The 26,279-nt window shown below is 43.3% G+C and carries 19 protein-coding genes and 1 riboswitch; of the genes, 9 read left to right on the top strand and 10 right to left on the bottom strand.

Annotation, left to right across the window (positions count from 1 at the left end):
* Nucleotides 1–201 precede the first annotated feature (201 nt).
* The 5 genes from B3F51_RS13205 to glpK all read right to left on the bottom strand — a co-directional run bounded on the left by B3F51_RS13205 (nt 202) and on the right by glpK (nt 5,658).
* Complete coding sequence (locus B3F51_RS13205; RefSeq protein WP_070370090.1) at nt 202–564, bottom strand: DUF1667 domain-containing protein; 363 nt, start codon at nt 562–564, stop codon at nt 202–204.
* On the bottom strand, nt 564–1,829 hold the full coding sequence (locus B3F51_RS13200) for an NAD(P)/FAD-dependent oxidoreductase (protein ID WP_207648642.1): 1,266 nt from the start codon (nt 1,827–1,829) through the stop codon (nt 564–566). The genes B3F51_RS13205 and B3F51_RS13200 overlap by 1 nt, the downstream gene beginning before the upstream one ends.
* A 2-nt stretch (nt 1,830–1,831) precedes the next feature.
* Nucleotides 1,832–3,304, bottom strand: a complete 1,473-nt coding sequence (locus B3F51_RS13195; RefSeq protein ID WP_070370088.1) for an NAD(P)/FAD-dependent oxidoreductase — start codon at nt 3,302–3,304, stop codon at nt 1,832–1,834.
* A gap of 111 nt (nt 3,305–3,415) precedes the next feature.
* Nucleotides 3,416–4,027: a glycerol-3-phosphate responsive antiterminator gene (locus tag B3F51_RS13190; protein ID WP_148638760.1), complete on the bottom strand. Its 612-nt coding sequence runs from the start codon at nt 4,025–4,027 to the stop codon at nt 3,416–3,418.
* Nucleotides 4,028–4,167: 140 nt separating this feature from the next.
* Nucleotides 4,168–5,658, bottom strand: coding sequence for a glycerol kinase GlpK (glpK, locus tag B3F51_RS13185; RefSeq protein WP_286947537.1), 1,491 nt, complete (start codon nt 5,656–5,658; stop codon nt 4,168–4,170).
* Between the two features lie 512 nt (nt 5,659–6,170).
* On the opposite strand from glpK, the gene B3F51_RS13180 reads away from it, so the two are divergent.
* The 3 genes from B3F51_RS13180 (at nt 6,171) to pyk (ending at nt 12,595) form a co-directional block, all read left to right on the top strand.
* Nucleotides 6,171–9,719 carry a DNA polymerase III subunit alpha gene (locus tag B3F51_RS13180; RefSeq protein ID WP_286947536.1) on the top strand — a complete coding sequence of 1,183 codons (3,549 nt, stop codon included), beginning with the start codon at nt 6,171–6,173 and terminating at the stop codon, nt 9,717–9,719.
* Between the two features lies 1 nt (nt 9,720).
* Complete coding sequence (locus B3F51_RS13175; RefSeq protein WP_070370084.1) at nt 9,721–10,677, top strand: ATP-dependent 6-phosphofructokinase; 957 nt, start codon at nt 9,721–9,723, stop codon at nt 10,675–10,677.
* A 175-nt stretch (nt 10,678–10,852) separates the two neighbouring features.
* A complete protein-coding gene (pyk, locus tag B3F51_RS13170; protein WP_286947534.1) occupies nt 10,853–12,595 on the top strand; it encodes a pyruvate kinase in 1,743 nt (580 codons plus the stop codon).
* A gap of 71 nt (nt 12,596–12,666) precedes the next feature.
* Here the strand turns inward: pyk and B3F51_RS13165 are convergent, their stop codons facing one another.
* The 4 genes from B3F51_RS13165 to B3F51_RS13150 are packed head-to-tail and all read right to left on the bottom strand — an operon-like array spanning nt 12,667 to nt 17,034.
* Nucleotides 12,667–13,797: a hypothetical protein gene (locus tag B3F51_RS13165; RefSeq protein ID WP_286947532.1), complete on the bottom strand. Its 1,131-nt coding sequence runs from the start codon at nt 13,795–13,797 to the stop codon at nt 12,667–12,669.
* Entirely contained in the window at nt 13,778–15,586 is a 1,809-nt protein-coding gene (locus B3F51_RS13160; RefSeq protein ID WP_286947530.1) for a HAMP domain-containing sensor histidine kinase, read from the bottom strand. The genes B3F51_RS13165 and B3F51_RS13160 overlap by 20 nt, the downstream gene beginning before the upstream one ends.
* A complete protein-coding gene (locus B3F51_RS13155) occupies nt 15,586–16,272 on the bottom strand; it encodes a response regulator transcription factor (RefSeq protein ID WP_070370080.1) in 687 nt (228 codons plus the stop codon). Before B3F51_RS13155 ends, B3F51_RS13160 begins: the two co-directional genes overlap by 1 nt.
* Before the next feature lie 51 nt (nt 16,273–16,323).
* Nucleotides 16,324–17,034, bottom strand: a complete 711-nt coding sequence (locus B3F51_RS13150; protein WP_286947529.1) for a tRNA 2-thiocytidine biosynthesis TtcA family protein — start codon at nt 17,032–17,034, stop codon at nt 16,324–16,326.
* A 336-nt stretch (nt 17,035–17,370) separates the two neighbouring features.
* Here B3F51_RS13150 and B3F51_RS13145 point away from each other — a divergent pair, with 336 nt between their 5' ends.
* The 5 genes from B3F51_RS13145 to B3F51_RS13125 all read left to right on the top strand — a co-directional run bounded on the left by B3F51_RS13145 (nt 17,371) and on the right by B3F51_RS13125 (nt 22,192).
* The gene (locus B3F51_RS13145) at nt 17,371–18,213 is read left to right on the top strand and encodes a DUF368 domain-containing protein (RefSeq protein ID WP_286947528.1); all 843 of its coding nucleotides are present in this window, start codon (nt 17,371–17,373) and stop codon (nt 18,211–18,213) included.
* A gap of 85 nt (nt 18,214–18,298) precedes the next feature.
* Nucleotides 18,299–19,480, top strand: coding sequence for an aminopeptidase P N-terminal domain-containing protein (locus B3F51_RS13140; protein ID WP_286947527.1), 1,182 nt, complete (start codon nt 18,299–18,301; stop codon nt 19,478–19,480).
* A 123-nt stretch (nt 19,481–19,603) separates the two neighbouring features.
* Nucleotides 19,604–19,699: riboswitch (SAM riboswitch) on the top strand.
* Nucleotides 19,700–19,793: 94 nt separating this feature from the next.
* Nucleotides 19,794–20,972, top strand: a complete 1,179-nt coding sequence (metK, locus tag B3F51_RS13135; RefSeq protein ID WP_228882777.1) for a methionine adenosyltransferase — start codon at nt 19,794–19,796, stop codon at nt 20,970–20,972.
* A 128-nt stretch (nt 20,973–21,100) separates the two neighbouring features.
* On the top strand, nt 21,101–21,535 hold the full coding sequence (locus B3F51_RS13130; protein ID WP_286947525.1) for a C-GCAxxG-C-C family protein: 435 nt from the start codon (nt 21,101–21,103) through the stop codon (nt 21,533–21,535).
* Nucleotides 21,536–21,577: 42 nt separating this feature from the next.
* Nucleotides 21,578–22,192, top strand: a complete 615-nt coding sequence (locus tag B3F51_RS13125; RefSeq protein WP_286947523.1) for a DUF308 domain-containing protein — start codon at nt 21,578–21,580, stop codon at nt 22,190–22,192.
* A gap of 86 nt (nt 22,193–22,278) precedes the next feature.
* Here B3F51_RS13125 and B3F51_RS13120 read toward each other — a convergent pair whose 3' ends face one another.
* Nucleotides 22,279–23,553, bottom strand: coding sequence for a glycosyltransferase (locus B3F51_RS13120; protein WP_286947520.1), 1,275 nt, complete (start codon nt 23,551–23,553; stop codon nt 22,279–22,281).
* A 234-nt stretch (nt 23,554–23,787) separates the two neighbouring features.
* Here B3F51_RS13120 and B3F51_RS13115 point away from each other — a divergent pair, with 234 nt between their 5' ends.
* Nucleotides 23,788–26,277, top strand: a complete 2,490-nt coding sequence (locus tag B3F51_RS13115; RefSeq protein ID WP_286947518.1) for a U32 family peptidase — start codon at nt 23,788–23,790, stop codon at nt 26,275–26,277.
* The last annotated feature ends 2 nt before the right edge of the window (nt 26,278–26,279 follow it).

Genomic DNA, 26,279 nt, shown 5'->3' with positions numbered 1-26,279 from the left:
AAGGGCACCTTTGATAAGAGAATTTGTATAGTTAAACTTATCATAAAAGATGGTTGTAATTCAATGTCTGTTTTGTAACAAATTAATATTTTGTTGTTACGAATATGAAGAGTGAAAAATATGAGTAAAAAATAAAAAAGAGCTGAAAATAATGGGTGAGATTATCTTCAGACTCTTTTTTAACTGTCTAGATCAATGGGACTAACATTTGTCCATGGTTCTGGTGGCGACCACATCAATGCCAAGACCTAAAAGATCCTTGATGACAACATCGCCGGTTTTAACAGGTGCTTCGACAACCACCTGGTTAATTGCAGCCATGGCATCAAAAATCTGGCCTTTAGGGATTGGTTCTGCCGTCTTAACTGGCAGACGGGGCAGCATGGCGTTTTTGATGACCACGGTGGTCGGAATTACCCGGGTGGGGTTGGTCATTTCATTAATGGCATATTTAGGGCCACGTTTACAGGTGTTACCGGTGACCTCGTAGGTACCATCAGCTTTTTCTTCAATCGTCATTTGGCACCCGATGGGGCAAACAATACAGGTCATTTCTTTTTTCATTATTTGGCCTCCTCTACGACAAATCGGATTTCTCCGGCAGGATATTGAGCTAAAACATCTTTGGCAATTTTAAAGTTTACCATTTCAGCGGGTAGTAATTTCTTTTCTTTTTTTGTGGCGATTAACTGATCACCGATATAGGCGTTAACGACCTTATCTTTAAAGACCTGACGAACCCGCATATAGAAGGTAACCTTGTCTTCAACATTTTTCATGGCAACTTGTTGGGGAACAACATAGCCGATGCCGTCGCCGTTGGTGGTGGTGAAGGTAATTTCATTATCAAGCTCGCCTTTGATGAATTTTGCGGCACCCTTACCGGCAAGAACCGCTTCTTCGCTGACAAAATCCACCAGGTCATGAACATGAACAACATTGCCGCAGGCAAACACACCCGGCATAGAGGTTTGACGCAGTTCGCCAACAATGGCACCATTCGTGCGATTATCCATGACAACCCCGGCATTACGGGTAATTTCATTCTCGGGGATTAATCCAACAGAAAGCAACAGGGTATCACAGGGAATATACTCTTCGGTGCCGGGAATGACTTTGAGCTTTTCATCAACCTTGGCAACGGTAACCCCTTCTAAGCGATCTTTACCGTGGATAAAGGTAATGGTATGGCTTAATTTTAATGGAATATCATAGTCATCCAGACACTGAACAATATTACGAACCAAACCATTGGAGTAGGGCATCAGCTCACAGACTGCCTGAACATGGGCACCTTCCAGGGTCATTCGGCGGGCCATAATCAGTCCGATATCACCAGATCCGAGGATAACCACTTCTTTACCGGGCATAAAGCCTTCCATGTTTATAAACCGCTGGGCCGTACCGGCAGTGAAGACGCCAGAAGGACGGTATCCAGGAATTCCAATGGCTCCAGATGTTCGTTCCCGACAGCCCATGGTTAAGATGACAGCCTTGGCTTCAATAATCATGTACCCGTTTTCTTCATTGATGACGTGGATGGACTTAAGATCACCATTGTCGTGCATATCAAGTACCATGGTATCCAGCATATAGGGGATATTCAGATCTTTGACTTTCTGAATATAACGTTCAGCGTATTCTGGCCCTGTTAATTCTTCATTAAAGGTATGTAAACCGAAACCGTTATGGATACATTGGTTAAGGATACCGCCCAGTTCCCGGTCTCTCTCGAGGATCAGAACATTTTCTGCTCCACCATTTTTAGCTTCAACAGCTGCGGCTAGCCCAGCAGGGCCGCCACCTAAAATTACAACATCATAAATCATGATTATGCTTCCTCCTTAACAGATTTTGTGTGACCGGAAAGGATATAGGCAGAATCCTGTTGATCATACATTACATCATCCAATGGAACATTAAGCTCTCTGGCCAGAATTTCAACAACCCGGGGTGAACAGAAACCGCCCTGACAGCGGCCCATTCCGGCGCGGGTCCGTTTTTTTACCGCTTTAACACTTCTAGCACCAGCGCTACGGTGAATAACATCAATGATTTCACCTTCGGTAATGGTTTCGCAGCGACAGATGACCTTACCATATTTCGGATCTTCTTTGATAATTTCGACTTTTTCATCTTCGGTCATTTCATCAAAACGCAGATGTTTGCGGACTTTAGGGTTATAGTCAGGATTCTCTTCAAGATGGGGAATCATTGGTTTGACAATATTTTCAACAACATGGTGAGCTACAGCCGGAATGGAAGTGAGCCCTGGTGATTCATAGCCAGCCACATTGATAAAGCCACGTACTGGTGATTCTTCAATGATGAAGTCACCATCTGTTGTGGTATAGGTGTCTCTTACCGGGGTGTTTCGCAGACCGGCATAGGAGCGGATAATCTTATTAAAAGGCAGATCTGGACAATTTTTCAGAGCATTTTCTTTGATATAATCAAGGCGTTCACCGGTGGTGGCAATGTCACCCTTATAAGAAACTGGTTCGGCATCCGGGCCAATCAAAAGATTTCCATGAACAGTTGGAGCAACCAGAATCCCTTTGCCTTTTTTAGATGGACATGGGAAGATCACACTGTTAACCAGAGAACCGGCTTCTTTATCAAAAATAAAGTAATGTCCTTTTCGGGCCAGCAGTTTAAAATAGGGTTCACCAACCATTGCGTAAATATTGTCAGCAAATAATCCGGCTGCATTGATGACGTATTTAGCTTCCACATTACCGGCATTGGTAATGATTTCGAAATAGCCGTGGTGGTTTTTAATATCACTGACCATATGGTTCATTTTCAGGGTCACACCATTGTCGACAGCGTTTTCAGCAGCGTGAATACACAGTTCAAACGGTGAGACAATGCCTGCGGTGGGTGCATATAAGGCACCGCAAATATCTTCATTCAGATTGGGTTCCATGGCATGGACTTCATCTTTGAATAAAATCTGGAGTCCGGGAACACCATTCTTCAGACCATTCTGATACAGTTCCTGAATGGTTGCCATCTCATATTCATTGTGGGCAACAACCAGGGAGCCGCAACGTTTAAAGGGAACATCCAGATCTTCGCAGACTTTTTCATACATGATGTTTCCGGGAGCATTGAATTTTCCCTTTAATTTTGAAGCAGGTGCATCAAAGCCTGCATGGACAATGGCAGAATTGGCCATGGTAATCTGATTTCCAACATCATTTTCTCCGTCCAGTAAAACGATGTCCAGTTTGTATCGGGTTAATTCCCGAGCAATGTAGGAACCGGCAATACCAGCTCCAATAATGGCGATATCATACATAATATATTCCTCCTAAGAACTATAAAAAATTAAAAGCCATACAATTTTCTTAAATAAGGATTCATTTAAGAAAACAGTATGGCTCTCCGTTGCCTTGTATTTTATTTTTACTTATTCCTTGTGTAGCAATCGTTGCTCTTCCCGAATAAGCTCTATTTTATCCCACAATGGCTTGTGAGATGTGCTGGCAGATAATGCACCAGCAGCTAGACAAGAACGAACTTCTTCCTCTGTCTCGATGAATCCCCCGGTAACTATTGGAATATCGACCTCTTTCTTAACGGCTGTGATCAGCTTTGGAACCAGGCCAGGCAGAATTTCGATGGCATCGGGCTTAATTTTCTTGGCCGAATTGATTGAAATATCCATGGCTGAAGAATCCAATAGAAATAGACGCTGAACCGTCATCAGACCTTCCTGTTTGGCCCGAGTGATAATATTGTTTTTAGTGGTAATAATCCCTGTTGGCTTGATCTCATCTTTTAGATATTTAATAAAATAATTATCCTGTGAATAACCTTTAATCAGATCCAGATGGGTAAACACATATTTATCGGCTTTGATACAAAGTTCAACCATCTTTTTCAAATTATATACGTTGCCAGTCAGCAGAAAGATGATTTGTGATTTTGAATGGATGGCATCGTAAATATCTTTAGGATTACGAACGGCGACAATGATGGGGTTGTTCTGAAACATGAGAAGACATTTTCTCGTCGACATAAAACTCCTCCCGGTCGGATTGTATTTGTAAATTCATTATAACACAATCACAAAAATAGGAAAGAGAAAAATCTGAATTGTTGGGGTGTCAAAAACACCCCAACAATTGATGTTACAAATGTTTCTTTAGGGACAACAGATTATTCTGCGTCTTCCCAGCCTTTAGAGCATTCTACAGCTTTTAACCAGCCAGCATATAATTTTGCACGAACATCGGCATCCATCGCAGGTTTGAATGAACGGTCAAGTTTCCAGGCGTTGGTTACATCAGCTTTACCATCCCAGAATTTAACAGCCAGACCAGCCAGGTAAGCAGCACCCATAGCGGTTGTTTCTACGATCGAAGGACGATCAACAGGAACGCCTAAGATATCAGCCTGGAATTGCATTAAGAAATCGTTAGCGCAAGCGCCGCCATCTACTTTTAATGCTGCCAATTTAATGTTAGAGTCTTTTTCCATTGCATCCAGAACATCTTTTGTCTGGTAAGCTAAAGATTCAACAGTTGCTCGGATTAAATGAGATTTGTTGGCACCACGGGTTAATCCTAAGATCGCGCCACGAGCATACATATCCCAATGTGGAGCGCCCAGACCAACAAAAGCTGGAACCATGTAAACGCCATTGGTATCAGCAACTTTATTACAATAGAATTCGCTGTCTGGAGAAGAGTCTACCAGTCGAACTTCATCTCTTAACCATTGGATTGCTGCACCGGCAACGAAGATTGAACCTTCTAAGGCGTAGTCAACTTCGCCATCCAGGCCCCAGGCAATGGTAGTAACCAAGCCGCTGTTAGATTTAACCGGTTTGTCACCAGTGTTCATCAGCATGAAGCAACCGGTTCCATATGTATTTTTAGCCATACCAGGTTCGAAGCAAGCTTGTCCGAAGAGAGCAGCCTGTTGGTCGCCAGCAGCTCCGGCGATTGGAATTTCTGTGCCATAAAGTGTAGTCGTGCCATAAACAGCTGAGGATGGACGAACTTCTGGTAACATAGAAGCAGGGATATCCAGTTCTTTTAACATTTTTTCATCCCATTTGAGGGTTTTAATATTAAATGCCATGGTACGGGAAGCATTTGAATAATCAGTTACATGTACCTTACCATCAGTTAATTTCCAGATTAACCAGGTATCAATAGTACCGAAAGCCAGTTCGCCTTTTTCTGCTCTTTCACGAGCACCAGGAACGTTATTTAAAATCCAGTTGATTTTTGTTCCGGAGAAGTATGCATCGATTACAAGACCGGTGTTTTCACGAACGTAGTCTTCCAGACCACGGGCTTTTAATTCATCACAGAAAGATGCAGTACGACGGCATTGCCAAACAATGGCATTATAAATAGGTTCGCCAGTTTTTCTGTCCCAAACGACAGTTGTTTCACGTTGGTTTGTGATACCGATAGCAGCAATCTCTTCAGCGGTTGCGCCAATTTTTGACATTGCTTCAGTAACAACACCACTTTGGGTAGCCCAAATTTCCATGGCGTCATGTTCAACCCAACCGGCTTTTGGATAGATTTGAGTAAATTCTTTTTGTGCAACACTAACGATTTCGCTGTCATGGTTAAATAAAATCGCTCTTGAACTCGTGGTTCCTGCATCCAGTGATAAGATATACTTTTTCATAAGTATAACCCCCTATTTATTTAATTATTTATTTAATTATGTTTGAGAAACATAATGAAACCATAAGGAAAGGAACAGAAGCAAACAAAAAAAGCACATACTAACAGATTTACATATTCTCTTAATGTAAAAACGAAAGTACGGCCCTCCATAACTCCTGCCAATATATGAAATTATTAAATCATTTCGCAAACAATCGTAAAATTATTTACGAACACATAATAACATAACTCAGAAATAATGTAAAGGATTACCGGTAAAAAAACAACGTTAAAAAAATAACAAATAAAACGATGATTAACGCTAATCATTTCAAATGAAATTTAATAATCACTTAAAAATAGTATATAATGTAGGAAAGATATAAGATAAAGCGAACCGGGATCAATATCATCCGACCGGGACAAAATGTCTATTCATTTTTAAGAATCTATGCTATAATAAAAATTAAAGAAATCGGAAATAGTTAAAAAATTATGAAACTAAATTTTAACAGTAGAGTGGAAAAAAAGATGGAAAAACAATTTACACATCTTCATGTACATAGTGAGTATAGTTTACTCGACGGCTTCGGCCGAATCGATGAGCTGGTTAAAGCGGTAGCACAAAGCGGGATGGACAGTATAGCACTAACCGATCACGGGGTGCTTTTTGGAGCCATTGATTTTTACAAAGCCTGCCTTGCTGAAAAAATCCACCCGGTAATCGGGTGTGAAGTATACGTAGCGCCCAGAGGTCTTGAAAAAAAAGATCCGGCCTATGACAAGGAACGAGCCCATCTTATCTTGTTAGCAGAGAACAATCTGGGGTATAAAAATCTCATGAAGATTGTCTCAAAAGGATTCATTGATGGGTTTTATTATAAGCCCCGAGTAGATCACGATTGTTTGCGGGATCACAGCGAGGGGATTATTTGCCTGTCAGCCTGTATTGCCGGTGAAATCCCTCAAATGATTTTAAACAATGATTTGGCCGGCGCTGAAGAGCGCTGTCTTGTATATCAGAATATTTTTGGTAAGGATCATTTCTTTCTGGAAGTTCAGGATCATCGGCTTCGAGAAGAAGCGTTGATTAATGAACGGTTGATCCAATTGTCGAAAAAGTTGAGCATTCCTCTGGTGGCAACCAATGATGTCCATTATGTTCGTAAAGAAGACAGTGAAAACCATGACATTCTTTTATGTATTCAAACTGCTGCGACCGTTTCCGAAGAAAAAAGAATGCGTTTTCCCAACAACGAGTTCTTTTTAAAGAGTCCGGAAGAAATGAGCAAACTCTTTTCGGACATACCAGAAGCCATCGAAAATTCCAATCGGATTGCCAGACGTTGTCAAGTCAGTTTTGATTTAGAAAAAACCCATCTACCCCAGTTTGAATTACCTCCCGGGAAAACTGCAGAGAACTATTTAAAAGAACTTTGCATGACAGGATTGTCAAAGAAATACGCAGAGCTGACTGACGAGTTACTGGATCGTCTGGATTTTGAATTGAAAACTATTCATAATATGGGCTTTGATGATTATTTTTTAATCGTTTGGGATTTTATCAAGTATGCTAAAGACAATCAGATCATGGTTGGACCGGGACGGGGAAGTGCCGCTGGCAGTCTGGTTGCCTACAGCTTGGGGATAACAACCATTGATCCGATTAAATACCAATTGCTGTTTGAACGTTTTTTAAACCCGGAGCGGGTAACGATGCCAGATATTGATGTGGATTTTTGTTATGAACGACGCCAGGAAGTCATTGATTATGTAGTCAACAAGTACGGTGAAGATCGGGTCGCTCAGATTATAACCTTTGGAACCATGGCGGCCCGGGGGGCCCTTCGGGATGTTGGTCGAGCATTGGATATGCCCTATAATCTGGTCGATCGGGTGGCTAAAGAAATACCCATTCATCCTGGGGTGAATATTACCATTGCAGAAGCGTTGATGGAAAATCCTGAACTTAAAAAGATGGAAGAGGGCGATGCGGATATTGCCAAACTGGTAAAAACGGCTCAATCCATAGAAGGCTTATCCCGACATGCCTCCACCCATGCAGCCGGAGTGGTCATCTCTGATTTGCCACTGGTGGAGTACATTCCGCTGTTTCGCAACAATGATGTGATCACAACCCAGTTTCCGATGGGTCTTTTAGAAGACCTGGGCCTGTTGAAAATGGATTTCCTGGGTTTGCGCACCTTGACGGTGATCAGGGATGCCCTTAAAAATATTGAACATAGCAGTGGCAAACGGTTGGATCTGGACAGTCTGGAAATGGATGATGCCAAGGTCTATGAAATGCTCTCAAAAGGGGATACCCTGGGTGTTTTTCAGCTGGAGAGCCGGGGCATGCAGCAGTTTATCAAGGATCTTCAGCCCGGTAGCTTTGAAGATATTATCGCCGGGATTTCACTGTATCGACCTGGCCCCATGGATCAGATTCCCCGCTACATTGAGAATAAAAAAAATCCATCGCAGATAACCTATGACCATCCCATCCTTGAAAAAATCTTAAACGTAACCTATGGGTGCATGGTTTATCAGGAACAGGTCATGCAGATTTTTCGGGACGTGGCTGGCTTTTCAATGGGACGAAGTGATCTGGTCAGGCGGGCCATGTCCAAGAAAAAGAGCAGTGTGATGGAGGCTGAGGGTCAGGTATTTATCCATGGTGAGGTGGATGAAACAGGAAAAGTTGTCATTGATGGTGCCATTCGACGTGGCGTTTCCGAAACGGCTGCTAAAAAAATATTTGAAGAGATGAAAGATTTTGCCAAATACGCCTTTAATAAATCCCATGCGGCGGCCTATGCAGTGATTGCCTACCAGACGGCCTGGCTGAAGTGTTATTATCCCACCGAGTTTATGGCGGCGTTAATGTCCAGCATTATGGATGATGAGAAAAAAGTGGCAAAATATATTGAAGATTGCCGAAAAATGGGTATTCATGTATTACCACCCAGTATTAATGCCAGCTATGAGAAATTCAGTGTTTCCAGCAATTCCATCTGTTTTGGATTGGGAGCGGTTAAAGGTCTGGGGAAAAACGCCATCGCCGCTATCATTGAAGCTCGAAAAGCGAAAGGGGATTTTCAGAATCTCCGGGATTTTTGTGAACGGGTGGATCTCAAATCCCTTAATAAGCGGAGCATCGAAAGCCTGATCAAAGGTGGCGCATTTGATGCGATCGGCAGTAGCCGGGCACAGATGCTGGCTACGGCTGAACTGATTGTTGATCAGGTACAGCGGGAAAAGAAAGACCGGATCTCCGGGCAGATGTCTCTGTTGGATTTGGCTGGACTGGGCGGTTCAAAAGAACTGACGAACTTGAAAGAAGACCACTTCCCGCAAAAACAGCCGTTTTCCAAAGAGGAACGGCTGGCAATGGAAAAGGAGGTTTTAGGTCTCTACGTTACCGGCCATCCACTGGAGAAATATGAGGATGTCCTCAAAAAAACAGTCAGCTTGTTTTCCAATCTGGTTGACAGTTATCAGGATTTAAAAGATGCTGGGATCAGGGATGGACAACAGGTCAGTATTGGCGGGTTAATTGTGGAATTAAAAACCATGATGACAAAAAAAGGTCAGATGATGGCGTTTATAACCCTGGAAGACTTGTATGGACGGATCGAGGTAGTGGTTTTTCCCAAAACCTATGATGAATATCGTCGCTATTTAAAACCTGATCAGCCGGTCGTGATCAAGGGCCGGATCAATTACAATGAGGAAGCTCGAACCTCGGTGATTGCGGCGCAAATCTATCCCATCGGCGAGCCTCCTAAAAACAGAGAGAACCTTGAAGTAAAAGAAAAAACCGCTACCTATACCACTAATGGCGGCGTGCAGAACCGACAAAAACTGATTTTGAGTTTAGGGGATTTAACAGAAAAGACCTTGATAAATTCAGTTAAATCGATTCTAATTAGGTATCCGGGGCCGGTGCCGGTGGTGTTATATCTGAAAAACGAAAATAAACATTTTGGAGCCAATAAAGATTTATGGGTTACTCCTGAAGAAAAACTGATCACAGAATTAGGCCAAATTTTAGGAATAAAAAATGTGGAGGTAAAGTAAAATGAGAATTGGAGTTTTAACCAGTGGAGGCGATGCACCCGGAATGAATGCCTGTATTCGAGCCATTGTGCGGACAGCAATTTATAATAAAATAGAAGTGTACGGAATTAATCGGGGCTATTCAGGATTACTCGAAGGGGACATTACACCCCTTAGTGTTTACTCGGTGGCTGATATTCTGCAGCGGGGTGGAACTGTATTACGAACATCCCGAAGTGAGTTTTTTGCAACGGATGCCGGGGTGCGGCAAAGCGCCAACGTGCTCGAGGAGTATGGGATTGAGCACCTGATTGTTATCGGTGGTGATGGCAGTATGAATGGTGCTTTGGCGCTTCAGAAACTGGGGGCGAGTGTGGTGGGAATTCCCGGTACCATTGATAATGATCTGGGCTTTACCGATTATACCATTGGTTTTGATACCGCTGTAACAACCGCTCTCGATGCCATCAGTAAGATTAGAGACACTACTTATTCTCACAATCGTATTAATGTGGTTCAGGTAATGGGGCGAAAATGTGGCGATATCGCCCTGTTTGCTGGATTATCAGGAGGGGCAGAAGCCTTGATCTTGCCGGAGGTTGAAACCGATCTGGATGCTATCTGCCTGCGTCTGCTCCAGGGTAAAGACCGGGGCAAACTTCATAGTATTGTGATGCTTGCAGAGGGGTGCGGTAATTACCGGGATTATTGCGTCAAGATCGAAGAGAAAACCCAGGTCACAACCAAGGGCACCAATTTGGGTTATATCCAGAGAGGTGGCTCACCCTCCAATATGGATCGGAATCTGGCCAGCTTTATGGGATATAATGCGGTGTTAAGTATTGTCAAAAAAGAAACTGGAACGGTGATGGCGCAGCGCTGTGGGTCGTATCTGGGCATTCCCATTGAGGAAGCACTGCAAATGCCAAAAATCTTCCGTCAGGATATTTACGATATGGCCTCGGTATTATCCATTTAAAATGAATCAGGAAAAATCGGCACCACTGTATATGGTGACCGGCTCATCTCCGTTGAAATTAGTTTAAAATAGGTAAATCAAAGATCGCAACAAAAACCAATAACGATGTTGGTAGAGACTTAACGGCCTCATCCGTTATTTTATAATACAGATTAAATATGAAAAGAGGTAGAAAATGAAAAAAACTAAGATTGTCTGCACGTTAGGACCAGCAGCAGATACAAAGGAAATACTACGAGCACTTATTCTCAATGGAATGAACGTGGCACGGTTGAATTTTTCTCATGGTAGCCATGAAGAACATGCTGCCAGAATTTCGCGGATTAAAGAAGTGCGAAAAGAGCTGGGAATCCCGGTGGCGATTATGTTGGATACCAAAGGCCCGGAAATCCGAACCGGAGAACTAAGTGCTGGAAAAGTGGAATTGGTGGCTGGAGAAAAGGTAACGTTAACGACTGAAATAATTTCGGGCGATGCAAAGCGATTCAGCATTTCCCATGAAAATCTTCCCAATGAAGTATCACCAGGATGTCGAATTCTGATTGACGATGGTTTAATTCAGCTGGAAGTCGACGATGTTTTTGACACGGAGATGGTTTGCAGCGTCTTAAACGGTGGAACCCTGGGCAGTAAAAAGAGTATTAACCTGCCAGGGATGAGCATTGAATTGCCGGCACTGACTGAAAAAGACCGCAGTGATATTATTTTTGGCATCCAGCAGAAGGTTGATTACGTGGCGGCATCCTTTGTCAGAAAGCCTCATGATGTACTGGAAATTAGAAAAGTTCTGGAACGTAATGGCGGCGACCGTATTGACATTATTTCTAAAATTGAAAATCAGGAAGGTGTTGAGAACATTGACCGGATACTAAATGTTTCAGATGGGATCATGGTCGCCAGAGGGGATTTAGGGGTAGAAATTCCTGCGGAAGATGTTCCTTTGGTTCAAAAAACGATTATCAGAAAATGTAATTTACTGGGCAAACCGGTTATTACGGCCACGCAGATGCTGGATTCAATGATGCGTAACCCCAGACCAACCCGGGCTGAAGTTGGCGACGTAGCCAATGCGGTATTTGATGGAACCGATGCTGTGATGTTATCTGGTGAAACCGCAGCTGGCTCCTATCCGGTTGAGTCTGTCAAGACGATGTATAATATTGTCGTAAAAAGCGAAGATTCAGAGGAGTATGCCCGTCGGAAAAAACCTGATCATGGCGAGCTGACCATTACCAATGCCGTTAGCGAAGGGGCCTGCCAGATTGCTGAACAGTTGGATGCTCAAACCATTATTGCGGCAACATCGTCAGGACACACCGCCCGGATGATTTCTAAATACCGCCCGGATTGCGGCATTCTGGCGGTAACCGATAAGGTAACAACCGTCCGTCGGTTAGCCCTGGTTTGGGGAGTCAATTGTATTTATACGCCAGAGTTTGGCGACACGGATACAATGATTATGGACGTGGTCAAAAAAGCTGTCGAACAGGGTTATGTCAAATTTGGTGATCTGGCAGTAGTCGCCGCCGGTGTCCCGCTGGGCGTTCAGGGAAATACCAATATGATCAAAGTTCATACCGTTGGAAATGCGATTATCAATGGGGTGGGTATTGGCAAAAAACCTGTGACTGGCCATGCCAAGCTTATTACTGCGGCTAACCTGGATGATTTCCGGGAAGGCGATATTTTAGTGGTAAAAACCCTGACACCGGAGGTCAGCCAGGTCTTGCCACTGGCTTCTGCAATAATTACGGAAGAAGGTGGACTCAGTTCGGAAGGTGCAATTGCTGGACTTCATTATGATATTCCGGTTATTGTAAATGTTGTTAAAGCGCTGGAGATTCTGGAACATGGTAAGCTGATCTCAGTTGACCCCAAACGTGGGGTTGTCTATCAGGGGCGGGTTCAAATGATGTAATTAGCCATAAATATTCAAAAAAGCGACCGTTGTTTTTCAATACGGTCGCTTTTTTGTGGAACAAATTCGCTTCAGTCAATTTTGTAAGTGAGCTGATAGGTTTGGGATAGGGTATGTTCATCAGCAGAACTGATACTGTCAGAGCTTTTTTCGACTGAGAAAAAAAGCACCGACTTGTATGGATGACAGATAATCTCAGAATTGATATTCAGTGGGGCTGTAAGTTGGAGCGGATTTTTGCCATTGGCATCCATAATCCAGATTGATTTTAGCTGAGAATCGGAATTTGGCGTTGTTTGGGTAAAGACAATCCGTTCCCCATTCGGTGTAAACCGGGCTGACTTGTAACTACCAGTAGCGAGGCTGTTTGTGGTACTGGCACTGGTGTTCCAGGTGCGAATACTTTGAGTATCGCCGCTGTTTTTAATAAAGACAACCTGATTGGTTAAATCGTTTATATCAAAACTGCTCACATTCTCGGCAATCATCGTTGAAGCCAGTTCGTTCGACCCATCTTTCATTTTGGCGTAATATAAATTGGTTCGCTCTTCGTTTTGAGGATCGGTGGCAATAAAGATAAAACCTTTCTCCTGACTGATGAAGTCAACAGCCAAAATAGTATAGTTATTAAGGACACTGTAAACCTGACGATTTCCCTCGCTATCGGCCAGGACAATTTGGTTGTTGTTGTTGGCATAGACTACCTGGCCGGAATCGCCAATGCCGAAGTGTTGAATGACGTTTTCTTCGGGAAGGGAAATAACCCGGGTAGTATTTTGATTGACATCTGACCAGATAATCTGGCTGCCAACATTGCCAGTAATCGGATCAATCAGCTTTTCGGCATAATAGATACCAGTATCAAAGGTATCATAAAGGGCACTCAAGGCTTTTTTATCAGAATTGACAAAAGCCGACAACTGCATGGTTTCGGTGTTATAGGTGTTGATGTTATAGGTCGTACCAAAGGTGAAAAGAACCAGATTGTTGCCACTATTGGTGATGTCCTGAACCACTCCGGGAGACGCCATCGTATAGGATTGAATGCTGATTTGCTGGGGGGATGGCTTACTGGAGACCGGATCATTGCGCAAAACAACCGGAACGTTAGTGGGAATAAAGAGGTTCTGGCAGCCGCTGCTGGTGATCAGAATTAAGAGGATGAGAGCAAAAAAGCATAGTTTATTTTGCGTTTTTTTCATCTTGATCACCTCCATAAATTAAAACCGATAGAATGGGAAGGGTGACAATAATATTGGTACCTTCGCCAACCTGACTGACGATGTCGATTTTCCCCTCGTGTTTTTCGACAATCTGCTTGACAATATAGAGGCCCAATCCGGAACCGCCTTCATCAGTACCTCGAGAGCGATCTTCTTCAACCCGATAAAAAGCATTAAAAATGCGCTTTTGTTCGATTTCTGAAATCCCCGGACCATAATCCCGGATGGACACCACGATGTGATTATCTTCGATGGCAGATACAACATCAATGATATCACCACGGTTTGAGTACTTGATGGCGTTATGAATAATATTGATAAAGACCTGCTGAAGCCGGTCATAATCTCCCAAAATTTCTGGAAGTTCGTCAGACACATAGTTAATTTCAACGTCGGACTGGCTGGCTTTAATCTGCATTTGTTCGACGACGTCGGAGAGCAGCAAAACGATGTTTAGATTCGTTTTCTTAAAATCAAACTCAGCCTTGTCAAACTTATTCACATTTAATAAATTATCAACCAAGCGCAACAATCGATGCCCTTCACGGTTGATGGTGTTTAGCGAGCGGTTGATAATCTCCGGATCTGCCACTTGTCGACGGGTAAGCATATCCGTATAGCCAATAATCGTCGTTAGTGGGGTGCGCAATTCATGGGAAACACTGCTGATGAACTTTCGCTGTTCTTCCTGGATGTGCCGGGCAGCGGTCATGTTACGGATAATAATCATATAGTTTTCTTCAAAACCTTTTTCCCGGATGGGGCTGCCAATCAGCAAAAGATTCCGGTTGTTGCAGTCAATTTCTTCAGAAATATGATCCTTGCCGTTTTTAAGACTGTCAAAAATATCCCGCAAAAATGATTGATATTGGAAGTCATAAATTGTTTTGGGATTGCTGACATTAAAATAAGTCTTAATATAGCTGTTTGAGGTGATAATGTTGCCATTCTTATCGATGGCCAAGAGCCCGTCATCAATCGATGCCAGAACTCCGGCAAGCCGTTTTCGCTCCGATTCCAGCTGCAGGATGACATTGTTGATATTGGTAACCATGTCATTAAAGGCCTGGGTCAGATCGCCGATTTCATCGGTGTGCTTATAATAAATCGTCAAATTATAATTGCCATGATTGATCTCTTTGGAGATTTTCGTCAGATCTTTGATTGGCTGAAAAAAGTGTTTAGAGAATGACATGGTGACAAAAATTAGAACCATCAGACCAATCAATCCGCCGATCACAAAAAGGATTCCGGCAACATGCAGAAAAGCGTCCATTTCATGCATCGAATAAACAAAACCAATGTATCCAATAACGGTATTGTCAATGGTAATTGGGGCAGTGAAATAAGCCATACTGGCATCATTAATCGATTTGAGGGTAAATACCGGGGCATTCTCAGCCAACGACAGCTCAAGTTCGGTGTTAAGGATATTATTGATGGTCGTCTCATCGACGGAGTCCGCAATGCGATTGCCCTCTGTGTCAAACAGCAGAACCCGATGGTTTTCTTTTTCAGAAATGCTTTTAGAGAGATACAGACTATTGCCGATAAACCGGTTTTTTAGAGGGTCGGAGCTTTGGATGTTTTTTAATTCCTGGCTGATAAACAAGGTGGAGTCCTGGGCTGTTTTTTGTAAGTCATCTTTCGTTTGATTGATATAGTAATAGGAGGTTCCCTGAAAAACGCAAAATACAACAATTAAAAATGCAAAAGCAAAAAGCAGAATGTTGTATAAGATCATTCGAACCCGATAGCTTAGTTGCATTAAAGTTTCCTCATTTTATATCCAATTCCAAAAACAGTTTGGATGTATTTATTGCCCTGGGTGTCAATTTTACGGCGGATGCGCTGAACGTGCATATCAACAGTTCGGGTATCGCCATAATAATCATATCCCCATATTTTTTCCAGTAGGGTATCCCGGGGGAAAACCTGTTCCAGATTGGAGGCCAGCAAAAAAAGTAACTCAAACTCTTTGGGTGTGAGATGAATTTCTTTGCCGTCCAGCATGACCATCCGCTCATCGGCATAAATGCTCAAATCACCATTTTTTAGAAGCGATTCCTGTTTCTGGGGCTCAATTGTAATGTTTGAACGACGTAAATGGGCTTTGATCCGGGCTAACAGCTCCCGGTTGTCAAAAGGTTTGGTCAGATAATCATCTGCGCCCAGTTCCAGTCCCAAAACCTTATCAATTATATCGGTTTTTGCGGTTAAAAGGATAATCGGAACACCGAGCTGGGGGGAGAGTTCCCGACAGACATCATAACCGTTTTTCTTGGGCAGCATGATATCCAGTACAATCAGATCCGGGTGAATCGCCAGTGCTTTTTCGACAGCTTCCACACCGTCGCTGGCAGTTTCCACCTGATAACCTTCAAATTCCAGTTCCAATTTTATTAAATCAACAATCGATGCTTCATCATCGACAACGAGAATTTTTTCATTCATTTTTATACCTACTTTCTTCTGTTACTATAATAAAATATTATTAATTAGAGTTTAAAACCACAAGTTCAACTGTTCCTTATTTTGGATGGCGCCTAACACCCGGTCATCCAGATCCGGAATGGTTTTGCGGAGATTTTTAATCATCAACTTGATATCTTCCCGTTTCGTATGGCCGTCGGCAGGACAGGTGCTTGGGATGACCGGTAGGGTTTTGATTTCCGGATCGCCGATAATATCCCGTTCCTTAACAAAAATTAAGGGTCGGATCAGGGTGATGTCTTTTCGATCCAGATAGGTTACTGGCGAGAAGGTGTTAATTCGTCCTTCATAAAACAGACTGAGAAAAAAAGTCTCAATTGCGTCGTCGGCATGGTGACCAAGGGCAATGGTACGACAGCCCCGCTCAATCGCCAGATCGTGGAGGGCACCCCGCTTCATCCGGGCACAGAGTGAGCAGGGATTTTTTTCCTGTCGTTCTTCAAAAACGATCGGGCCAATGGCAGTTTTTTTGATGGTATAGGGAATATCAAGTCTGGCGCACAAATCGACTAAGGGGCTCAGATCCATGCCGCCAAAGCCCATATCCAGGGTAATGCTCTCCAGTTCAAATGGAACTGGGGAAAAGTACTGGAAGCGTTTCAGGGCAACCAGCAGGGCCGTACTGTCTTTACCACCGGACAGACCGACGGCAATACGGTCTCCGGGTTTAATCATTTCATATTTTTCAACCCCCCGGCGAAGCGGGCCAAGTATTCTTTTCATCAGGTTCTCCTGTTTGCGTCTAATACCAAATTTAAATTGGCCGAGAAACGGAGCTTGTCAAAAGACTCCATAAACGGTACAATAAAAACTTAATGGTATCTATGTCATTTTATCATTTAATCGATGAGAATAAAAGGAGATTTCTTTGATGTCGCAGTCTATCATTGATTTTTGTCGATCTATGAAAATATTAAACGCTTTCCAAGTCGACCATAGCTTGTCAGAATACTCAATTGCAGAAAATGTGGTAGGGTTGTTTATTTAAAGACCGTTTTTTCTGGGGATCATCGAGTTTCTGAAAAGTTCGAAATAAATTATCTTTTACAAGGAGAAATAATGATTAAAGAGAGAACAGAGAGTTTTTTATCACGCTTTTTTAAAGGTGTGATTATTGCCTTAGGGTTTATTCTTCCTGGAGTATCGGGAGGTGTTCTGGCAGCGATTTTAGGTATTTATGAACGGATACTTAGTTTTATGGCCCATCTAACCCATGATTTCAAACGAAATTTTTTATTTTTTCTACCCGTCGGAATTGGCGGGATTATGGGAATCGTATTGTTATCAAAACCACTGGAGTGGTTACTGGATCATTATCAGGTCATGGTGCTATGGGGATTTGCTGGGGCGATCATTGGGACCTTGCCAGCCTTATTAAAAGAATCAACCAAACAGAAAAAACGTGATTCCATCGATTTGATCTGGATGTTTGGTACTTTAATTGTTGGTTTTTTGATTTTGTATTTCATGGACAATCTACTGGGCACTGTTCCCGCTAATTTTTTCGGTTTCACTCTGGCTGGGGCTCTGATAGCCCTGGGGATACTGGTTCCCGGACTCAGTCCATCAAATTTATTGCTGGTTTTGGGTTTGTATGATCCGATGTTGAATGGTTTCAAAAACTTTGATATGCTAGGAACATTTCTTCCAATTGCTATTGGAGGGGTGTTGGTGATTCTGCTATTGTCTAAATTCATTGAATGGCTGCTAAAACAATTTCATTCACGGATGTATCACTTTATCATCGGTATCGTTATAGCCTCCACCATTTTGATCATTATTCCACCGGTGGCAAACTATGCTAATTTTACGATGGTAACAGGTATCGTGAGTGTCATCTTGTTTATTCTTGGGATGATGCTCGGATTCTGGATGAGCAGGTTGGAAGAAAAATATAAATAATCCGGGTGGACCGGTTAAGAGCAGCTTTAATTAGAAAGCATAAACAAAGTTTAATGTTGCGTTGTTTTAATAATGGAGTATAAAAATGGCACTTTCTCAACAATTTTATCTTAATAATCGAAAAAAACTAGGCGATCAATTAGAAAATGAAAGCTTGGCCATCGTATTCTCCGGCCGGGAAATTCAAATGACGGAGGATGCAAACTATCCTTTTTTTGCCAATAACAATTTTTATTACCTAACTGGCATCCGGGAACCGGAACTTCTATTGTTGCTGGTCAAAAATGGTCAAGGAGAAGTTGATCAGTTTCTTTTTGTTGAAGAAGCAGATCCGCTGAAAGAAAAATGGGTTGGTAAAAAGATCAGTAAAGATCAGGCCGTGGTCACTTCCGGGATTGAGAAGGTTTATTATTTTAAAGATTTAACCAAAATGGTCGGTCGGTTGGCAATGGTGAAGACGCTTTATTTTGATTTTAAGACCCCGAAACATCAAAGTTTCAAAACAGAAGATGCTGATTTAAAAAGCATCATCAAACAAGCTGAATTAAAAGATCTCCATCCGATAATGGCAGGGTTGCGGGTGATTAAAACAACAGAAGAAATTATGGCCATTACGAAGGCTAATCAGGTAACAAAAGCAGGAATATCGGAAATAAAGAAACTGATGAAGCCTGGTGTCTTCGAATATGAACTGGCGGCTTTTTTTGAGTATTTTGTCAAAAAGCAGGGCTCCGAAGGCGTGGCCTTTGAAAGCATTGTCGCATCGGGAAAGAATGCCACCGTTTTGCATTATGTGTCCAATCGCTGTGCCTTAAAAGCTGGTGAGCTGGTGCTTTTGGATCTGGGGGCTCGGGTCGAGGGCTACTGTGGTGACATCAGCCGTACCTTTGCAGTGAATGGGGAAATGACAGCGGACCAGGAAAAACTCTATAAGATTGTCGATGCGGTTCAACAGGAAATGATCACAGCCTATCGACCGGGAGCTGTGCTAAAAGAACTGCAGAATCAGACCAAAGAGTTGTTCCAGGAAAAATGCTGCCGTGCCGGTTTTGTTCCCGAAAACAATGATATTACGGAGTTTTATTATCACGGAATCGGTCATTCACTGGGTTTGGACACCCACGATGTCCGACCAGACGGGGATCTGATCCTGGCACCAGGCATGGTCATGACGGTGGAACCGGGGCTTTATCTGGAAAAACTGGGTCTTGGGATTCGGATTGAGGATGATGTAGTGATTACTGATTGTGGCTGTGAAGTCTTGTAGCGGTAGTTTGAGTTACTCATCAAATTAAGCTGCGAACATGCTTGCCAAAAACTTTAGTCAACAATAAAATGCTTGACAAAGAAAATAATGATGTGTATGATTTAGAAAAAGTAATTGAATATTTACCTATCCAGAGAGGTGGAGGGACAGGCCCGATGAAACCCGGCAACCAGCATGTGCATGGTGCCAATACCTGCGATATTTTCGCAATGATGGGATTTAATGTGAACATTAGCCTCGTCATCAGACGAGGCTTTTTTTCGTGATTTAAGTATCAGGTAAATGGACATTACGAAATAAAAAGGAGAACAAAATGAAAAAATTATTTACCTCAGAGTCGGTAACAGAGGGCCATCCCGATAAGATTTGTGATCAGATTTCTGATGCTGTTCTGGATGCAATTTTTGAGCAGGATCCGATGGCTCGGGTGGCGTGTGAAACGTTGGTGACAACTGGCTTGGTTCTGGTTGCCGGTGAGATCACCACTTCTTGCTATGTGGATATTCCTAAACTGGTCAGAAATACCGTCCGGGAAATCGGCTACGACCGTGCAAAATATGGTTTTGACTGCGATACCTGTTCAGTTATCACAGCCATTGATGAACAATCTGCTGATATTGCCATGGGCGTTGACGAGGGATTGGAATCCCGAAAAGGTGAAGCCAGTGAGGTCGATCTGGCTACTGGCGCCGGAGATCAGGGGATGATGTTTGGTTTTGCCTGCAATGAAACTCCGGAACTGATGCCGTTGCCAATCTCTTTGGCGCATCAGCTGGCTAAACGACTCACCGATATCCGCAAAGAGAATCTTGTGGATTACCTTCGCCCAGATGGGAAAACTCAGGTAACGGTGGAATACAATGATGGTGTTCCGACCCGAATTGATACGGTGGTTATTTCGACCCAGCACAGTGCTGATGTTTCGTCTGAAACCATTGAAAAAGATATGATTGAAAAAGTTATCAAAGCAGTCATTGATCCTCAATTATTGGATGCCGAAACCAAATATTTCATTAATCCCACGGGCCGTTTTGTTATCGGCGGACCTCAGGGAGACTGTGGATTAACCGGTCGGAAGATCATTGTCGATACCTATGGTGGTTATGGTCGCCATGGTGGCGGGGCGTTTTCCGGGAAAGATCCCACAAAGGTGGATCGCTCTGGAGCCTATGCCGCCCGACACGTGGCTAAAAATATTGTCGCTGCTGGTCTGGCCGACAAATGTGAAGTGGAATTGGCTTATGCCATTGGGGTGGCAAAACCGGTGTCAATATATGTTGATACCTTTGGTACCGGAAAAATTGAAGACGACCGAATTATTGCCTTGATTCAAAAACATTTTGATTTAAGACCGGCAGCAATTATTAAAAACCTAGGTTTGCGAGCGCCAATCTATAAACAAACCGCCGCCTATGGTCATTTTGGTCGCCCAGATCTGGATCTGCCCTGGGAACGACTGGATATGGTGGAAAAACTGAAAAACGATCGATAATCAACCACCGATCAAAAACAGAATTTTATTGATTCGTGTGTTATGTCATTAATTCGGGGTATATCAAAAAGGTACATTAAGATTAGGATGTACCCCGAATCACCCAGAAAGCAAAAGCGGAGGAAAAAATGAAAAAATCGATTGAGAGTTATAATGCCTTTGGAAAAGACAAACCGGTTGCAGAACAATCCCAGTATCATATGAATTGTGCCGAGGTTTTGCTACGGGCGGCCAATGACACGTATGAGTTAAAAATTCCGGAAGAGAGTTTTCGGATGCTTCAGGGTTTTGGGGCCGGATTTTATTCTGAAAGAACCTGTGGCGCCTTTTCTGGTTCACTGGCAGCTCTGGGCGCTTTATATACTGAGGAAAGACCATCAGACCAGGCTAAAATGACGCGAGCAGCTAAGCTTTTAGTTGAAGAATTTGAGAAAGAATTTGGCAGTCTGGATTGTGATTATATCAAAAAACACCATCGTGATGAGGTGGAAGCCTGCAATCCGGTTAAACTCCGGGCGGGACAGGTTTTTGATCGGGTCGTTGCATCATTGGAAAAAGAATAAAGACAAAAAATAGCCGTAAAAGAGAAAGATGGAGGTTGTCAGATGAATCAAAGTGAAGCGAGATCCCTGGGGATTGATATGTTGGAACGGTCGTATGGCAGATGGTGGCTAATGCTGCTGGATGGGCTTTGTTTTATTGCATTGAGCATCTTTGCCATCTTTTTTAGCAATCAGGCCATTACCCTGTTGGTGTTTGTTTTTGGTGTCTATCGTGGGATTATGGGAATTATCTATATTGTCTCAGCCCTGGTGTTGCGTAGCAAATACGGCGCTGAGGTCGGCTTTAGCCTGGGCAGAGGTATTTTTAGTTTGATTATCTGCGCTATTTTTTTACTGGTACCCAATGTGATTGTCTCATTTTTTATTATCATAATCGGCATCTGGGCAATTATTACCGGGATTTTTCTATTGATTATTTCTGCAAATTCTGGGACTGCCGGCAGAATTGCAAAAATCGTGCTTGGGGTAGGATTTATTGGTTTTGGGATTTACGCCTTTATTAATCCGATGGGTCCGGCCAATCTGATTGTGATAATCGTTGGGATTGCGTTTGGTATCCTTGGTTTATTTTTAGTGATTCAGTCAATTGGCATGAAACGAACCTTTTCCCAAATAAAAAAGGTCAAAAGAGGGTTTGAGGATTATCATGTTGAATGAAATGGCGAAATAATAGCGAATTATTGAGCAGCTCGGGTGAACAACCGGAGCTGCTTTTTTTAGTTGTGGAGCAAATCAGAGTGGTTTTATCGATTCCTCTTTACGTTGCTTCGACAATGATTCTCAATAAATGCAAGGGCCGTTTCAGTTCCGTTTTCCTGATCTATGAGGGACTTCAGAGCCCGGGATTTTGATTGAACCGCCTCTTCTTCAAACGCAATGAAGCGTTGAATCAGCGATCGTGTCGTGATCTGGGTTTCCTTGAGCGGTTTGAGGGCATACCCCTGTTGATAGAGGCGGTTGGCCCAGAAGGGTTGATCCACCGAAAAGGGTATAATCAGCTGCGGTTTGCCGCTTTTGATGGCGGCAGCCATGGTTCCCACACCACCATGATGGACGATTCCTTTTCCATGGGGAAACAACAGCGAATGGGGAGCTGCATCGATGGTCAGCAGATCGGCGTCATCTTCAAAGCGAATGCCACTGTTGCCAGTTAATAGGATACCCCGCTGATGGGTGGCAAGAAGCGCTTCCTGAAGACAGTTTTTGAATTGTTCAGGCGCTTTAAGAGGCATACTGCTAAATGAGACGATAATAGGAGCTGATCTGGCACTTAAAAACGATGTGAGGCTGGAGTCAAGTTGCTCGGCTGCGGAATCAAGATAAAAAAACCCCGGCGTCAGAACCCGGCCCTCCCAGCTGGTTACTTCCGGAAATAAGGCCTTACTGATGGGATAAATGATCGGGATTGCTTGATCGTTTCGAGAAAAGGTATAGAGTCCGCTTTTGCGTTTGGGCAGATGCAGGTTTTTTTCTCTGAAATCATTGACTTCATTGATACTTGAGCGTTCGGCCTGAGCCATTACTGAATAAGTCCAGCGATTGAAATGTTTTCCCAGATTTTTGGTCGGAGAGATGGCCAGGTTGGGGAATTCATCAATTGGCAAGGTGATCGGTACCGGGGGAATGCTGATACAGGGAATGTCGAGCGCTTCAGCAATATCCGGAGCACCGAAGGCTTTGGGGTGATAGAGGATCACATCTGTCCCCTGGGCGGCTTCATAAAATTGATCCAAAGACTTTCGAAAATTCGGGTTGACCACTTCATCGAGATATTTTTTTGTTCGGAATGGATGGCGCAGGGCATGTTTAAAAACCATCTGTCCTTCAGTGGTCTCCAGCATCGCCATCAGATCACTAGCAGCTTCTTTAAATTCGATTCCGGCTGCTTCAATAAATGGCTTGAATGTTTTTCCGGTACAGATGACGGCCTGATGCCCTTTTTCCAGGGCTTTTTGTCCCAGGGCGACAAAAGGTTGGACATCACCGCGGGTTCTCAAGGTTAAGATCGCAATTTTCATGAATGGTTCCTTTCTCTGCTTTTCAGTTTGCAAATCAATTCACGTCTAAATCATACCAGAATACAACATTTTTCTTATCATACTTTTTTTACCCTGATTTATCAAGAAGATTAGTCTCTTTCCTGTAAATAATTAAAAGAATATCAAATCTTCTTTATTTTATCTCGATATGTTATAATAATCAATTGCATAGATGTTACGTGAAACAGCGATTAATAGGAACATGAGGTAAAAATGAATAAAAAACCAGAACTGCTGGCTCCGGCCGGAACCACGGCAGCTGTGATAGCGGCCATCAACGGTGGTGCAGATGCAGTCTATTTTGGTGGCAAATCCTTTAATGCCCGTCGTAATGCCGAAAACATGACGGACGATGAGATTAAGGAAGCGGTCACCCGATGTCATCAGCATGGGGTGAAAGTTTATGTCACCTTGAATATTTTGATCAAAAACAGTGAAATGGCAGAAGTGGTCAATACGCTTAATTTTTTAAAAACCCTTAACCTGGATGGCTTGATTGTTCAGGATATCGGGTTGATTTATCTGCTCCGACATTATTTTCCGGAATTCAAACTGCAAACCAGCACCCAGGCTTCCGTTTATGGGTTGGAAGGGGTGCTGTTTTTTCAGAAACTTGGTTTTTCCCGGGTGGTGTTGCCTCGGGAAATGTCACTAACCCAGGTGGCTGATATTAAAAAGAAAACCCGGATTGAATTAAAAATATTCGCCCATGGAGCCTTGTGCTACGCCTATTCCGGTCAGTGCCTGATGAGCAGTATGATTGGCGGCCGTAGTGGGAACCGGGGGCTCTGTGCCCAACCCTGCCGGAAGCATTACCAACTCTTCGATGAGAACGCTCGTCTGGTAAAGGAAGGCTATCTTATCAGTCCCAAGGACTTAAATATTTTGGATGCGCTTCCGGTCGTTAGCGCTTCTGGCGTGGATTCTTTAAAAATAGAAGGACGGATGAAAACACCGGAATATGTTTATGGAATCACCCGGGCTTATCGGGAAGGCATCGATGCTGCTGCCGGAGATGAGGTTGATCAAACCATCGATAATCGGGCCGTCATGCAGGTGTTTAACCGGGATTTCACCCGGGGCCATCTTTTTAATGAAGCAGATATTCTCAATGCTCAGGTGGGTAAGAACCGGGGTGTTTTAATTGGTCAGGTTGTCAGTCTTGCTAAAACTGCCAAAAATACAAATCATAAAAGCACCTATCAACCGCTGGGGATTCGTCTTTATGAGGATGTGCAACTCAATGTTGGGGATGGGTTATCCTTTGGCGAGGACGGCAAAACAGGAACCAGAGTCGATGCGATTTTCACTCCGTCGGGTCGCCGGTGTGAACAGGGTTCTGGTGGCGAAACCGTGGTCATTCCCTGTCGCTATGGGGTTTCGCCGGGAACACTGCTATACAAAAATTTCGATAAAAACTTGATGGACAGCCTTACAAAACGGGGCTCCCGTTCGCTTGATCAGCCAGCCTCGACAATCAATTTCAAACTGTTCCTGAAGCTCGATAAACCGGCAGAAATAGTCGCTTCTGCACAGGGGTGCGCAGTCACCTATCGTGCTGATTTTTATCCCGAAGCACCACTAAAAAATCCCATTGATGAGGCGATGGTGCGGGAGCAAATTTCCCGGATCGGTGGCACTGGCTTCGAACTGGGTATCATTTCCATGGAATTGGATGATCAGGTTTTTCTATCCCGTAGTCAGTTAAACACCTTGCGTAAAGAAGTGCTGATTAAACTGACACAGAAGCTGGCTGACACTGAAAAAAAAGAGGTCAGTCCCGATTTGTTACATTCAACCATTACAATTGTGCCGTTGGAAAAAGAACTTTTGGCCAAACCGGAGCGATTAAAAAAACGGCAATCAGATGGTGAAAAGAAACAGGTTTCACTATCATTTGAAAAAATGCCAATGATCGACTTTTTAATGCAATTGGATGGACTGGATCAGGTTGTGTTGCCTTTATTGGGGGAGGGCGTAGCAGAAAAGACCGCCCTCTTGAAGGATCGGGGAATCACAGTTTTATTGAAGACGCCTAAAATTATGGATGACCAGATGACTAAAAAAGTGCGGCAATTACTAAAAAAAGAGTTGAATCAGGATGGCTTTTTAATTGGTAATTATGAAGCGTTGCAACTGCTGAATAAAACATCATCTTATGTGGAGGCCGATTTGTCGTTTAACGTGTTTAATACCCTGGCAACTCGGGCATTAAAAGAGTGGGGTGTTGGTGGTGCCGTGTTATCGCCGGAACTTATTGAAACCGAGTTACAAGAAATTACCGAGCATTCTGAGATTGATATGGTGTTACCTGTTTATGGTGTTCAGGAGCTGATGGTCAGTAAAAAATGCCTGTTTGGCTGCAAAAATTGTCTGGAAAAGAAAAAAGGAACAACTGGTTTGTGTCATCGGGAGATGTCCGGTAAACTGCTCGATGAGCGGGGTTTCAGTTTCCCGGTGGAGCGGGATGATCAGGGCTTGATTCATATCTATAATGGCGACACGCTATTTTTGAGAGAAGAAATCCTTGAATTGAAGTCCGTTGACACCTGGCGAATCTACTACCATAACGAAAATATCGAAAAGTTAAGAACCATCATCAGTTATTACCGACAGGGAATTTATGACAAGCATTGGGGTCTTCCCGAAGGGTTGGGAACTGAAGGAACCACCCGGGGGAGTTTTAGACGAGGCGTAAAATAGAG

The organism is Acetobacterium sp. UBA5834 (assembly GCF_002435675.1).
GTDB lineage: Bacteria > Bacillota > Clostridia > Eubacteriales > Eubacteriaceae > Acetobacterium > Acetobacterium wieringae.
Note: the sequence above shows the minus strand (reverse complement) of the source record. Positions and strands in the feature narration are given on the sequence as shown.